Raw genomic sequence first — 14389 nt, forward strand, 5'->3', positions numbered from 1 at the left:
AGAGGCTGTGAACAAATCACAGCCTCTTTTGGGTTTATATCCAAACCTTATAGGTTTTAAAAACCTGTAAGGTTTATTATTTGCAAAATCAGTCTCCGGTTAAATTTATTCATTTACCCCAAAGAACTTCTGCAATTCTTCCACATTCTTTTTATCATTTCCAACAAAAATCTCTTTGTCTGTTATAAAGACAGGTCTTTTAAGGAATGTATAGTGATCCAGCAATAATTCTTTAAAATCTTTTTCTGTCAGTGATTTCACATCCAGTCCTCTCAATTTGATCTGAGTAGATTTTTTGCTGAACAATGCTTCGTATGATTTTGTTTTCTTATGCATTTCTGCCAATTCCTCTTTCGTGACAGGCTCTTTTTTTATTTCGCGAAGTTCCCAGTCTGTAAGATCAAATTGGGCTAAAATTTTTCTGCAGGTATCACAGGTGTTGAGATAAAATACTTTCTTCATTACTGTTGCTAAATCTGTTATTGGTTAAAATTCCCTTTCATTGAAAGTTTCGTGTTTCAAAAGTAGGATTTAATCTAAAACTTTGGAAATTATTAAATAACTTTATTCAAATTTTATAAAGATGCAGAACAAGCCTATTACTTTTCAGTTTATTTCGGAACCTTCAGATGTTAATTACGGAGGAAATGTACATGGAGGAAGTGTCATGAAATGGATTGACCAGGCCGGTTATGCATGCGCGACAACCTGGAGCGGTAATTATTCTGTCACAGTATATGTAGGTGGAATCCGTTTTTATGATCCCATTAAAATTGGTGAAGTTGTAAAAGTAGACGCACAGGTGATCTATACCGGAACTTCAAGCATGCATATCGCCATTAATGTCTTTTCAAGAAACCTGAAACAGCCAAACTTTGAGAAAAAAACCCACTGTATCATCGTTTTTGTAGCTGTAGATGAAAATGGAAAAAAGCTGCCTGTACCGAAATGGACACCGGAAACAGAAGAAGAGAAACAACAGGAAATATATGCAAAGCGCCTGATGGAGCTGAGAACACAGATTGAAGATGAGATGAAGCCTTTTTTGTAATACGTGAGATGCGGAGTTTGGGTTTGAGAGTTTAAGGATGAAAGTTAAATGTTAAATGTTCAAAGTTTAAGATTTAAAGTTTCTGGGTAATCAGTAGCCCAAAAACAACCAGCAAACAAGAAATTCTTTTTGAAAAACAAATTCTTCTTTTTATATTTGCACTATCAAAGGAAATGGTGTTCTTCCTTACCCAACCGCTTTACAAAAGCTGATGACGCCTGATTAAAAGATTATTAACAAATAACTAATCAGGAGTATTATGTCAAAAAGTCAACGAACACTTGTTAAAAAAGCAGTTTTTCACACTCATTTTTTCTTCAGAAAATTTCCGGCGTTTCTCTATATTTTAAAATGGCTGTGTATCAGTATCATTATTGGTGCTTTGGCAGGAACAGCTTCTGCAGGGTTTCTTCAGTCATTGGAATGGGCAACGAACTTCAGGGAAAATCATTTATGGCTGATTGCTTTACTTCCTGTTGCAGGATTTCTGATAGGACTTCTCTATTATTATTTCGGAAAAGATGTTGAGGCCGGAAACAATTTGCTGATTGATACAATCCATGAGCCTAAGGGAATCATTCCTTTCAAAATGGCACCTTTTGTTTATCTGGGGACAATTGTAACTCATTTTTTCGGAGGTTCAGCAGGCCGTGAAGGAACCGCACTTCAAATGGCAGGGGCTATTGCCGACCAGCTTACCAGACCTTTTAAACTTGACAGAAACGAAAGAAAAATATTGATTATTGCAGCTATTGCAGCTGGATTTGGTTCTGTATTCGGAACTCCACTGGCCGGCGCTGTTTTTGGTCTTGAGGTTTTTCTGATGGGAAGAATTCGCTACAATGCTATCTTTCCGGCATTTGCTTCTGCAATTCTGGCGGACTGGGCTACCAACCTCTGGAATGTACAACACACCCATTATCATATTGATTTTATACCCAAACTTGAACTGCTGCCAATCCTCTACAGTATTCTTGCAGGAATAGCCTTCGGAATCTGTGCCGCTGCTTTCAGCAAAATAATTCATTGGATGGGTTCTGTTTTCAAATCAAAAATCAAATATCCTCCGTTTCGTCCCGTTGTGGGAGGAATTATTATTGCACTTGCCGTTTTTGCAATGGACACAACCCGCTATATTGGATTAGGAATTCCTGTGATTGCAGAATCTTTTGAAAAGCAGCTTCCGTTGTATGATTTTGCTTTAAAAATGATCTTTACGATTGTGACGCTTTCAGCTGGATTCAAAGGTGGGGAAGTTACTCCTTTGTTCTTTATCGGAGCTACATTAGGCAGTGCTTTGTCTCTGTTTATTCCTCTGCCTTTCGGATTATTGGCAGGAATGGGATTTGTGGCTGTATTTGCCGGAGCAACCAATACTCCACTAGCCTGTATGCTGATGGGAATTGAATTGTTCGGAGCAGAATCTGGTGTGTATGTAGCCATCGCCTGTGTAGTTTCTTATCTTCTCTCAGGACATAACAGTATTTATACAAAACAGAAGATTGGAGAGGCAAAAAACAGTAGGTTTGAAAACCAGCAGGACAGATCTATTTCGGATTTTTTATAAAGGTTTCGGGTTTAGGGATGCGAAGTACGTATTTCGCATCCCGAAACCCGAAAACTCTCGAATTCTCCAACTCTCAAACTCACCAATTCCCTCACTCCATTTCCAACTTTAATTCGTAATTTTACTCCCATGTTCGATTACAGATTAAAAGTTTTCCACACGGTGGCTACGCGATTAAGCTTCACTAAGGCTTCAGAAGAGCTGCATATTTCACAACCCGCTGTTACTAAACATATTAAAGAGATTGAAACTCAGATAGGCGCTAAATTATTTGACCGTAAAGGAACTTCTATCCAACTGACCCAAAGCGGAAAAATTTTGTTTGAGCATGCAGAGAAGATCAGAAATATCTACCGTGACATGGAATTTGAGATCAGCCAGATCAGTCAGCAGCATAAAGGAAAATTGATTATCGGGGCAAGTACAACTGTAGCACAGTATATTTTACCGGAAATTTTAGCCAAATTCAATTCGTATTACAGAGATATTAAGATTGAACTTCTTACAGGAAATACAGAAACGATCTCAACGCTTTTAAAAGAAGAAAAGATTGATCTGGGTATCATTGAAGGAGAATCGCAGTCTTCTTATTTTGAATATAAAACTTTTAAGCCGGATGAAATTGTTTTGGCAGCAAAGTCAGATCATCCTCTTGCTCATAAAACTTTAAACTTAAAAGATCTCTATCAACTGGATCTTATCTTCAGAGAGCAAGGTTCCGGGACTTTAGAGTTTATACAAAACAGACTCAGAGAAAAAGAAATTAATATCCATGAGCTGAATACCGTCATGCAGCTGGGAAGCAGTGAAAGTATTAAAAATTATCTTCTTCATTCGGAATGTATGGCATTTCTTTCCATCAGCACCATCCTGAATGAGCTTAAAAACAATATATTGACCGTTATTGATATTAAAAATTTCAGTATTGAAAGAGATTTTCATTTTATATTACCTAAAGGAGACCAGTCTGAACTTATCAAACTTTTCCTGAGATTTGCAGAATGACAGGTGATAAATGATAAGTGATAAGTGATAAGTGATAAGTGATAAGTGATAAGTGATAAGTGATAAGCAAAGATATAACTTCTAGTTATCCAATATAACAAAATACGATTTACTTTGTAATACTATTTTCCGGAATTTTGGTGCAGATTTTAAAAGTTCGCATTATGAAAGATTTCATTCAAAATGAAACGATACGGAAAGTTTTTTTTATTGTATTGGCAGTTTTATGTCTTACACCATTTATATCTTCACCTATAGCCCTGATTTTAGGATTTGTACTGGCTGTTCTCATAGGAAATCCTTTTGAAAAACATCTGCATCATTATATCCATTTGCTGTTGCAGATTTCAATTGTTGGGCTGGGATTCGGGCTGAAACTGGATGAAGCACTTCACGCAGGAAAAGAAGGTTTACTATTAACGGTTGTAAGTATTTTTACAGTCATGATTCTGGGGTATTTGCTGGGAAAAGTATTTAAACTGGAAAGACCTTTATCCTATCTTCTCTCTGCTGGAACAGCTATTTGTGGAGGGAGCGCAATTGCAGCAGTATCTCCTATTATTAAACCAAGCACCAAGCAGATCTCTCTTGCCCTGGCGATCGTCTTTACCCTAAATTCTATTGCATTATTCATTTACCCTGCCGTAGGGCATCTTCTGAATCTTTCCCAGGAACAGTTTGGACTCTGGTGTGCAGTAGGAATTCATGATACAAGTTCTGTAGTAGGTGCCGCCGGTAAGTATGGAGATGAAGCTTTGAAAATTGCAACTACAGTAAAACTCGCCCGTGCTTTATGGATCATCCCTGTTTCGTTGATTACCATGTTTATTTTTAAAAGTAAGGATTCCAAAATAAAGATTCCGTGGTTTATTGGTTATTTTATTGTGGCGATTCTTTTGAATACTTACTTCCCGTTTCTTGACCGTTTCAGTGCTTCCATTACAGTTTTGGCAAAATCAGGATTGAATCTGACCTTATTTTTCATTGGTTCTACCCTTTCTATTCAAACGTTGAGATCAATAGGATTAAAACCTTTATTAGTCGCAGTAATTCTATGGGTTGTTATCAGTACAGGAAGTCTGGTCTATATTATAGGATAATTATCTCTGTCGTTTATATTTTTTTCTTGATCTAGTTGTTTCGCTTCATGTACATCATTATTCAAAAAAAGCACCTATTAATAAATCATATATAAGTGATGTATATTTGATGTATGTTTTTATTATTACGTTTTCGAAGGTATTATATAAATTCGCAATCAGAATGATTTTTATTTCTAAAAAACAACAAATGAAAAAAACAATTGTAAACCTGTCATTTATATTACTGCCTGGACTTGCCTTTTCACAGATAGGTATAAAGACAGCACAGCCTACAGAGTCTATTGATGTGGCCAGTGGAAATATCAGAATAAGGGATATCAATTCAAACATCAGTACTGATTCTACAGACAAATTGGTCGTTACAGATCCCAACGGGGTATTAAAAGTAAACAGCAGTTTATTTATTCCCAGCACTTCGGTAATAGGAAGTAAAACAACAAAAAGCTCTAATATTGCTGCGAACTTACAAGCAACTGTTATTTTTAATACCAATCCGCTTCTTAATAATTTTACTTATGCCTCAGCTACCGGTGTATATACAGCTTTAAAACAGGGATATTATCAAATTACAGCAACCGTAAACAAAGATGTCAGTATGAATAATCCAACTGACGGATCATCGGCTGTTAGCTTATTAGTCAACAACATTGTCGTAAATATTATAATCAACGGATATCTTCCTGGAACACAATCAACTAATCAGAATTTCACCTATGTAGTATATTTAAACCCTGGTGATACTTTCAAACTTACTACTGATTACACCAGAACTTCTTCCATTACCTCAGCTCAGATTTCTGTAGTGGCTTTGGGGGGATAAGGAAATAATAAGATCCAGCCTAAACCTTTGAATAACAAAAGCCTTTTGAAACTCCAAAAGGCTTTTGCATATTAAATGTGGAAATGTTTATTTCGTATTGAAATAATTTCTTAGATCTCACCACAAGTATAAACCTGTGGACAGCCTATGTATGTTGAGCAATAATCAGGACCAGTTACAGATCCAGAACAGCTGCATCCGCAAAGAGATAAATCCGGCTTACCGCTTACTCCTCCAGTAATATTTTTCAAGTCTTGTTTTCTCAGTTTTTTAGCATTTTTCATAATGTTCATGTAGTTTAGTTTTGATTAAAAATAAAGTATTAGTTACTTCCCAAAGTTAAACAAATATTAATTACTCGCAACAAAAATCAATATAAAAATTAATAAATTATTGATTATAACTTAATTATTACATCCAAAACAAGGATTATCAATATATTATTTATTAAACAATTTAAATTATTCTGTAAATTCAAGATCTCTGTCGTGGGTTTCTGAAATGGTAAGTGAAGAATAAAATGCCAGCGCGAATACTACCACTCCTACTATGGCAGCACTTTCCACCACCGCGAAATGACCTTTAAGGGAATCAAAAGCAAATATCATTACCGGTACCAATCCTCTTACCATATTGGGAACGGTGGTGGTTGCTGTATTTCTGATATTCGTTCCGAACTGTTCTGCCGCCAGTGTCACAAACATGGCCCAATATCCTGTTCCAAATCCCAGCCATACACAAAACAGGTAATATTTTGTTTCCGTATTGGTATTCCCGAATAACATAATTGCTACACCTATCAGGGTAAAGACCAGCATATAAAAGATAGCCATTTTCCTTGATTTTAAAGCATGGGAAATAAAACCACTCAAGAGATCACCCACAGAAATACCTATATAAGCCCACATAATTGCTTTTCCGGGGTTAATATCCTTTATTCCTAATTCAGGAGCAAACTGATTGGCTAACACAGCCAGAATCCCTATGCAGTACCATGTAGGTAATCCTACCGCAATACATTTTAAATATCTTACCAACCGGTCTTTATTGGTAAAAAAGGATAGAAAATTCCCCTTGGAAACATTTTTATGTACAATATTCTTATAAATTCCGGATTCGGATACGCTGATTCTTAACAGCAAAAGTAAGATTCCCATTATTCCGCCAATGATGTAAGAGATATTCCAACCTCCGGCCAGTTCTACGGTAAGCTGGGCTACCACAGCACCCATTAATCCGAATCCTGCAACAACCGATGTTCCGATTGCCCTTAAGTTCTTCGGCAGACTTTCAGAAACCAACGTAATTCCCGCTCCAAGCTCTCCGGCAAGCCCTATACCTGCAATGAATCTTAACCCGGCATATTGGTACACCAAATGCTCTTTTGGAAAATAAGGAAGAAAGCCACAGGCGATGTTGGCTAATGAATACACTAAAATAGATCCAAAAAGAACAGAAAGCCTCCCTTTTTTATCTCCGAAAATCCCCCAGAAAACACCTCCTATAAGCAGCCCAACCATCTGGCAGTTCAGAATAAAGGTTCCGTCTGCATCAGGATTAAGCCCCAATGCCTTTAAACTGGGAATCCTAACGATTCCGAACAAAAGGAGGTCATAAATATCTACAAAATAGCCTAAGGCGGAAATAATAACGGGAATAGAAAAAATGTACTTCAGTTTTGAAGACAGGGACAGTTCTTGCATTTTTAAGTTTTGATAAAAATAAAAAACCTTTCAATTTCTTGAAAGGTTTTTATCAAATATCTTTTTCTGATTATTATCTGGCAATATTCACAGCTCTCGTTTCTCTGATTACTGTTACTTTTACCTGTCCCGGATACGTCAGTTCATTCTGGATTTTCTCGGAGATGTCGTAAGAAAGCTGAGAAGCTACCTCATCATTTACTTTTCCGCTCTCAACCATTACTCTCAATTCTCTACCTGCCTGGATTGCGTAAGCACTGGATACACCATCAAAGCTTAACGCAGCAGATTCAAGGTCTTTTAATCTCTGAATATAAGATTCCAATACCTGTCTTCTTGCTCCCGGTCTTGCTCCTGAGATCGCATCGGCTACCTGGATAATCGGAGATAATAATGACTTCATTTCAATTTCGTCGTGGTGAGCTCCAATCGCATTTACTACTTCTGGGTTTTCACCGTATTTCTCAGCCCACTGCATTCCTAAAAGAGCGTGTGGTAATTCTGATTCCTGCTCCGGAACTTTACCGATATCATGTAAAAGACCTGCTCTTTTTGCCAGTTTTACGTTTAATCCTAGCTCAGCAGCCATTGTTGCAGCGATGTTGGCTACTTCTCTTGAGTGCTGCAGTAAATTTTGTCCGTAAGAAGAACGGTATTTCATTCTACCAACGATTTTGATCAGTTCAGGGTGCAATCCGTGGATTCCTAAATCAATGATCGTTCTTTTACCCACTTCAATGATTTCCTCCTCGATCTGTTTTCTTGTTTTTTCTACTACTTCTTCAATTCTTGCCGGGTGAATTCTACCATCGGTAACCAATCTGTGAAGGGATAGTCTTGCAATTTCTCTTCTTACAGGGTCAAAACATGAAAGAAGAATAGCTTCCGGAGTATCATCAACAATAATTTCTACTCCTGTTACTGCTTCTAAAGCACGAATATTTCTACCTTCTCTACCGATAATTCTACCTTTTACCTCATCAGATTCAATGTTGAAAACTGACACTGAATTTTCGATAGCCTGCTCGGTTCCAATTCTCTGAATCGTTTGAATAACAATTTTTCTTGCTTCATTCTTGGCATTCAGCTGAGCTTCTTCCATGATACTCTGAACATGTGCCTGCGCTCTTGTTTTCGCTTCTGCTCTCATGGTTTCCACTAATTCAGCTTTAGCTTCTTCAGCAGTATAATTAGAGATTTTTTCAAGTATTTCTACTTTCTTCGCAGTTGCGATATCCAATTCCTGCTGTTTTCTTTCAAGAATTTCGTTTTTCTTAGCGTAATCTGCGATCTGCTTATCTAAATCTTTTTCAAGTTTGCCCGTCTTGCTAAGTTCGTCATTCAGCTTGTGTTCCTTGTCTTTCGTTCTCTTTTCAACTTCCTGCATTTTCTTTTCGCGGGCTTGAATATCAGCGTCATGCTGTGATTTCAGTTCCAGGAACTTTTCTTTAGCCTGAAGGTTCTTTTCTTTCTTTATGGATTCAGCCTGTACATTAGCTTTTTCTATAAGGTTTTCGGCATTTTTCTTGGCATCATCTATGATGAATTTTGCTTTAGTATTCAGAGAACTTTTGGAAAAAAATATTCCCACTACAGCTCCAATTACTAAACAAACAACACCGACTATAACTTCTATCATAATTTATATTGAGTTTTAATTGTATTCATATCCTTTGTTAAATAAAAAAGCCCACAATAATCCAGAGATTGAGAGTAAACTCCTAATCAACACGATTTGAACTGATTTCCACTGTCTGTAATCCGGAAATCCGGCACGCCATTCGATGGACATTTGTTCGGTAATTGTTTAGCGTTGAGTTTACCTTTAATGTGTTAGAATTATTGTAGGCAGTAATTTCTCAGGAAAAAAAATCTATTTCCCGATTTCATTCAACGACTGATTAATCTGCGTTAATCTTTCGTTGGTTGAATTAATATTTTTTTCGTAATTCAGAGAAACTACTTCTGCATTGGTTCCCAGTTTAAGGGCGCACATTGCCAAAGCATCCTGTTTATCTCTTACATCGAAATTTTGTTCAAAATCTTTAATCATATTCTCGATCTGCTTCCCTACTTTACGCAAAGTTTCTTCCTCTGCTGCCGGTACGTTCAGCGGATACACTCTTCCTGCAATGTTGACGGTTATTCTCCTTACCTCCATTATAATCCACTGTTTTGAAGCTGAGCAATACAGAAATCAATTTCTTTCACTAATCGGTTGATATGGTTTTTCATTAACCTATTGTGTTCAGGATTTCCTGATATTGCTGAATAAAGTTTTATATTTTTTTGTTCTTCTGCTAATACCTGATTCTTTCTTCTTTCCTCATCATACTTCTTCTTCAACTCTTCATGCTCAATATTTAATTCTTTTAAATTTTCCGTAAGATTTTTATAGTTCTTTTGCAGAGTCGAAATTTTTCTCTCTAATTCTGAAAAATTGTTTTCTAAATCTTGAAGCATTTCAGGTTTGTATATTCTAACTAAAAGCAAAAATAAAAAAATAATAGCACTAACAAAAATAAAACACTCTATATTTTGACATAACAATAAAAAAGGAGGCGCCAGCGCACCTCCAGTGTATTTTTCTATACATTATTTTTTATTCAAATTTCAGAACGAACATTACGGCTCTTGTCTGCAGTGTAGAGATCGCAGATGACCAGTAAGGAGGTGTAGTAGCATTATCTGCCACTTTCTCATTGTTCATGAAGAATGTTCCTCTTACAGCAGGAGTCAGTTTAAATTTGTTGAAATAAAACTGAATTCCCATTTCTGCAGACCATGCAAAATTATGTGTTGTAGATCTGTAGATTCCCTGCATATTATCATCTGTAGAACTTGAATTAGACTGAAGGTTTACCACATAGTTTACCCCTGCAGCAACGTAAGGTCTTGAATTGTACCATCTTTGACCGTGAAGTTCCAGAAGTACCGGAATATCAATCAAAGTAGATTTAATTTCTCTTACTTTATCCTTTTCCTGTAAAGGGAATGGCATAAAAGGAGGGTTGGTTAAAGATCCACCCGCATAAATGTCATTGGATTGAGTATTAAAAGTCAACTGTCTTTGTGCAAACTGTAACCCCGGCTCTACTCTTACATCAAGATAGTCATTCAGTCTCCATTTTGCAATAAGCCCGGCACCGAAACTATAACTTTCCTTAGAGGTAACAAGGTTTTCATTATCATTCATCCCATATTTCGGATGCAAAACAATGCGGTAATCCAGTCTGTTCCCGTTCAAATAAAAACCCCAACTGAATTTCTGTTCGTCGAAATCTTCCAACTTGTCCATTCTGTTTCGGGTTCTGAATTGCGCGTTAGCAAAAACGGCAACATTTACTGAGGTTAAAACCAGTGCTTTTAATAGAAATTTATTCATAGGTTACTTTGTTGCTTTATAAATTGTGGCTATACCTAAACTTAATTTTTTATATTCAACTTTCTTAAATCCCGTATCTAAAAGAATTTGCTTCATCTTCTCCCCGAAAGGAAAAGCATTTACAGAATCCGGAAGGTATGTATACGCCCTATTATCCTTAGAAACCAATCTGCCGATGGCAGGTAATATATTTTTGAAATAAAACATATAAAATGGTCCCATGAAACCCTCAACCTTTGAAAACTCCAGTATATAAACACTCTTGTTATCTTTAACTACTCTTCTTAACTCTGCCAAACCTTTGGTAAGGTTTTCAAAATTCCTTACTCCAAATGCAACGGAAACAGCATCAAATCTATTGTCCTCGAAAGGTAAATTTTCTGCATCTCCTTTTTGCATGGAAATTTTGCCGTCTAATTTAAGTTTTTTTATTTTAATAACGCCAACATTCAGCATTTGTTGTGATAAATCTAATCCAACTACTTTAGAACCGGTTCCTTTTTCAATGGTAATTGCCAGATCTCCTGTTCCTGTAGCCACATCCAGCACTTCCTGCGGATTATCATTTTTCATCCATCTTACCAGTTTATTCCTCCACAAAACGTCAATTTTCATGGATAAAACATGGTTCAGAAGGTCATACTTCGGTGCAATATTGTCGAACATATCCTCTACCTGGCTCTTTTTTGTAGCCTCTGAATTGTAGGGAGTAACTTTGGTGATATCTTTTGTCAAAACTTAAAACTTGTAATATTCTTTGTAATAATTTAGGTAATCCTGCTTTCTGAAGATTTTAGATCGTGATTCCACTTTCTGGATATTTTTGATCACTTTGTCATAATCTTCATCTACATTGTAATAAAAATCTTCTGTGTAAAGCTTATTGAAGCGTCTTGCTCCTCCGTAATAATCCTTTCCGTCAATAACAGTTTTATCAAGATGAGCCAGTAACGAATCCTTTTTAAGGTTATATCCGTAATACTGATCGTTTATATAGTAATCCTGATGAGTAATATTAATCAGACCACGAAGTTTATTCACTTCAAATGCCGAATCGTAAAGCATTTTCTTGTTCTGATCAAAAACCTGAATAGAGTTTTTCCCTTTATTCAGATCCACATGCACATACTGCCCCGCGGAAATAATTCCTTCAGATCCGTTATTGATCTTAAAGTAATACGTATTCGGGGTAGGATTATCTACCACATAATAATTCTTCTTGGCTAAAAAAAGGAAGTAGATCCCAAAGGCAACGATAAATGCCACAGCTGCAATAAGTAAGCCTTTTAAGGACGAGTTGTTTTTCATAGATTGTAAAGTACAATTTTTGCAAATTTAATAATATTTTTAATTCTCCGTTATTAATATTAATTATTAACTTTGCATCTTTAAAAAAATCATATAAACGAATGCCGAATACAATCATTATTGGCTCTGGATCTTATATTCCGAACAGAGTTATTGGTAGAGATTACTTCATGAATTCCGAGTTCTATACTGAAGACGGGGTAAAGATTGAAAAACCTGTGGAAGAGACCATTGCGAAATTTGTAGAGATTACAGAAATCGAAAACAGGAGATTCATTGAGGATAATCTTTCCAACTCACAAATCGGTTATGAAGCTGCAAAAATCGCCCTTGAGGATGCAAAAGTAGACGGCGAAGAACTGGATTATATCATCTATGCAAGCAATTTCGGGGAAGTTACAGAACACGGATATGCTGATTTTATGCCTACAATGGCAGCCAGAGTGAAGAATAAACTGGGAATCAAAAACAGAAAATGCGTAACGTACGATATGCTTTTCGGATGTCCGGGATGGGTAGAAGCAATGATTTTGGCGGATAACCTTATCAAAGCCAAATCAGCCAAAACAATTCTTGTTATCGGAGGAGAAACTTTAAGCAGAGTAACAGATCCACATGACAGAAACAGAATGATCTTTGCAGACGGCGCAGGAGCTGTAGTAGTAAAAGCAACGGATGAAGAGAATGTAGGGATTATTGCTCACAACACTATTTGTGACAACGGACCGGAATTAAGCTATCTTGAAAACCAGCCTTCCATCAATAAAGAAGTAGATCAGAGACGTCTTTATGTAAGAATGCTAGGAAGAAAAATCTATGAGTACGCGCTTAAAAATGTACCGGTTGCGATTAAAGATACCATTACAGATGCAGACCTTTCTATTGAAGATATAGATAAAATCTTAATTCACCAGGCGAATGCCAAAATGGATTATGCAATGATTGAGAGACTTCACAGGCTTTATGATGTGAAAGAATATGATCATGCCATCTCTCCTATGACGATCCAGGATCTTGGAAACACGTCTGTAGCAACAATTCCTACCATGTATGATTTAATAATTAAAGGAAAAATGGAGGGTCAATCGTTTAAAGATAATGGTAACATTGTGATGACTTCGGTAGGTGCCGGAATGAACATCAATGCTATTGTTTATAGATTTCCTAAAAAGTAATATTTAAAACATTAAAAATATAAAGCACAGGGAAGTTTATTCTTTGTGCTTTTTTTATCAGAACATGCAAAAGAATTTTTTAATCATCGCCGGAATCTTCCTCTTTCTGGAAGTGTATATTTATCAGGCTATCAGAACACTTACCGATAATTCCTGGATCAGAATCGGATATTGGATCATATCTTTAATTGTGTATGGAATTTTCGCATATGAAGTTACCCACTACCAAAGATCAGACAAAAGCATGGTAAGGGCCCAGATCATGATTTCGTTATTTTTGATTTTCATTCTTCCGAAAATTTTTGTGGTTCTGTTTTTATTAATTGATGATATTATCAGAACCGGAGGCTACCTGATAGGCTTTACCAAACCATCGGAAAATTTCTTCCCGGAAAGACGAAAGTTCCTGAGCCTGGTTGGATTGGGAATGAGCGGTGTTCTGTCAGCTCTTTTTATCGATGGAATTACATTTGGGAAGTACAGACATAAAGTGAGAAGAGTAAGAGTTAATTTTGCCAACCTTCCGAAAAACTTCAAAGGCTACAAAATCATTCAGATCTCTGATGTTCACAGCGGAAGTTTCTCTGATCCCGGCAAATTGGAGCATGCCATTGAGCTGATCAACCAACAAAATCCCGACCTTGTACTCTTTACCGGAGACATGGTAAATAACGTTGCAGACGAGTTTAAACCTTTTATTCCTTTGTTTTCAAAAATACAGGCTAAAGACGGCAAGTTTGCAGTATTGGGAAACCATGATTACGGAGATTACGTAACCTGGGAATCACCAGCTGCCAAAAAAGAAAATCTTGACACTTTAATTGGTTATGAAAAACAAGCAGGTTTTGATATGCTGAGAAACGAACACAGAATCATCGAAAGAAACGGAGAAAAGTTATACATTCTGGGCGTTGAGAACTGGGGATTGAAACCCTTTCCTCAGTTTGGAAAAATTGATGATGCATTAAAAGGAATACCCGAATCTGCCACTAAGATTTTAATGAGCCACGACCCTACCCACTTTGATTATGTGGTAAAAAAACATCCTGCCAATATCCACCTGACTCTTTCGGGACACACCCATGGAATGCAGTTTGGTCTGGATCTTAAAAATGTAAAATGGTCACCGGTACAATACAAATATCCAAAATGGGCAGATTTATACGAAAGTGAAGGAAAGCTTCTGTATGTCAACAGAGGATTCGGGGTATTGGGTTATCCGGGAAGAGTGGGTGTATTGCCGGAGATTACCCTTTTTGAGTTGAGTTAGGG

At 36.7% G+C, this 14389-nt stretch carries 16 protein-coding genes and 1 riboswitch; of the genes, 7 read left to right on the forward strand and 9 right to left on the reverse strand.

What is annotated here, in order from left to right:
• Window positions 1–105: 105 nt before the first annotated feature.
• Window positions 106–462, reverse strand: a complete 357-nt coding sequence (locus tag C8D70_RS10595; protein ID WP_076594217.1) for an arsenate reductase family protein — start codon at window positions 460–462, stop codon at window positions 106–108.
• Window positions 463–583: 121 nt separating this feature from the next.
• On the opposite strand from C8D70_RS10595, the gene C8D70_RS10600 reads away from it, so the two are divergent.
• From C8D70_RS10600 to C8D70_RS10620, 5 genes are all read left to right on the forward strand, one after another.
• Window positions 584–1051, forward strand: a complete 468-nt coding sequence (locus C8D70_RS10600; RefSeq protein WP_047423514.1) for an acyl-CoA thioesterase — start codon at window positions 584–586, stop codon at window positions 1049–1051.
• 160 nt (window positions 1052–1211) lie between these two features.
• A riboswitch (Fluoride riboswitch) is annotated at window positions 1212–1279 on the forward strand.
• Between the two features lie 31 nt (window positions 1280–1310).
• Window positions 1311–2618 carry a voltage-gated chloride channel family protein gene (locus C8D70_RS10605; RefSeq protein ID WP_181416121.1) on the forward strand — a complete coding sequence of 436 codons (1308 nt, stop codon included), beginning with the start codon at window positions 1311–1313 and terminating at the stop codon, window positions 2616–2618.
• 129 nt (window positions 2619–2747) lie between these two features.
• A complete protein-coding gene (locus C8D70_RS10610) occupies window positions 2748–3623 on the forward strand; it encodes a LysR family transcriptional regulator (protein ID WP_076594216.1) in 876 nt (291 codons plus the stop codon).
• A 164-nt stretch (window positions 3624–3787) separates the two neighbouring features.
• A complete protein-coding gene (locus tag C8D70_RS10615; RefSeq protein ID WP_110367292.1) occupies window positions 3788–4723 on the forward strand; it encodes a YeiH family protein in 936 nt (311 codons plus the stop codon).
• A gap of 190 nt (window positions 4724–4913) precedes the next feature.
• A complete protein-coding gene (locus C8D70_RS10620; protein ID WP_146212876.1) occupies window positions 4914–5546 on the forward strand; it encodes a hypothetical protein in 633 nt (210 codons plus the stop codon).
• 110 nt (window positions 5547–5656) lie between these two features.
• Here C8D70_RS10620 and C8D70_RS10625 read toward each other — a convergent pair whose 3' ends face one another.
• From C8D70_RS10625 to C8D70_RS10660, 8 genes are all read right to left on the reverse strand, one after another.
• Entirely contained in the window at window positions 5657–5839 is a 183-nt protein-coding gene (locus C8D70_RS10625; protein WP_076594213.1) for a hypothetical protein, read from the reverse strand.
• 168 nt (window positions 5840–6007) lie between these two features.
• Entirely contained in the window at window positions 6008–7249 is a 1242-nt protein-coding gene (locus C8D70_RS10630) for an MFS transporter (RefSeq protein WP_110367294.1), read from the reverse strand.
• A gap of 73 nt (window positions 7250–7322) precedes the next feature.
• A complete protein-coding gene (gene rny, locus C8D70_RS10635) occupies window positions 7323–8888 on the reverse strand; it encodes a ribonuclease Y (RefSeq protein WP_076597039.1) in 1566 nt (521 codons plus the stop codon).
• A gap of 234 nt (window positions 8889–9122) precedes the next feature.
• The gene (locus C8D70_RS10640; protein WP_034695967.1) at window positions 9123–9410 is read right to left on the reverse strand and encodes a cell division protein ZapA; all 288 of its coding nucleotides are present in this window, start codon (window positions 9408–9410) and stop codon (window positions 9123–9125) included.
• Complete coding sequence (locus C8D70_RS10645; RefSeq protein ID WP_047376863.1) at window positions 9410–9712, reverse strand: hypothetical protein; 303 nt, start codon at window positions 9710–9712, stop codon at window positions 9410–9412. Before C8D70_RS10645 ends, C8D70_RS10640 begins: the two co-directional genes overlap by 1 nt.
• 139 nt (window positions 9713–9851) lie before the next feature.
• Complete coding sequence (locus C8D70_RS10650; RefSeq protein ID WP_034695972.1) at window positions 9852–10634, reverse strand: porin family protein; 783 nt, start codon at window positions 10632–10634, stop codon at window positions 9852–9854.
• A 3-nt stretch (window positions 10635–10637) separates the two neighbouring features.
• Window positions 10638–11369: a bifunctional demethylmenaquinone methyltransferase/2-methoxy-6-polyprenyl-1,4-benzoquinol methylase UbiE gene (gene ubiE / locus C8D70_RS10655; RefSeq protein ID WP_047096897.1), complete on the reverse strand. Its 732-nt coding sequence runs from the start codon at window positions 11367–11369 to the stop codon at window positions 10638–10640.
• Window positions 11370–11372: 3 nt separating this feature from the next.
• Entirely contained in the window at window positions 11373–11942 is a 570-nt protein-coding gene (locus C8D70_RS10660) for a hypothetical protein (RefSeq protein ID WP_110367296.1), read from the reverse strand.
• 101 nt (window positions 11943–12043) lie between these two features.
• Here C8D70_RS10660 and C8D70_RS10665 point away from each other — a divergent pair, with 101 nt between their 5' ends.
• Together C8D70_RS10665 and C8D70_RS10670 are read left to right on the forward strand one after the other, a co-directional pair.
• A complete protein-coding gene (locus tag C8D70_RS10665; RefSeq protein WP_076597041.1) occupies window positions 12044–13117 on the forward strand; it encodes a 3-oxoacyl-ACP synthase III family protein in 1074 nt (357 codons plus the stop codon).
• Between the two features lie 64 nt (window positions 13118–13181).
• Window positions 13182–14387 (forward strand): metallophosphoesterase, encoded by a 1206-nt coding sequence (locus C8D70_RS10670; protein ID WP_110367297.1) that lies wholly within the window; start codon window positions 13182–13184, stop codon window positions 14385–14387.
• Window positions 14388–14389 lie beyond the last annotated feature (2 nt).

This window comes from Chryseobacterium sp. CBTAP 102, assembly GCF_003201365.1.
Classification (GTDB): Bacteria; Bacteroidota; Bacteroidia; order Flavobacteriales; family Weeksellaceae; genus Chryseobacterium; species Chryseobacterium candidae.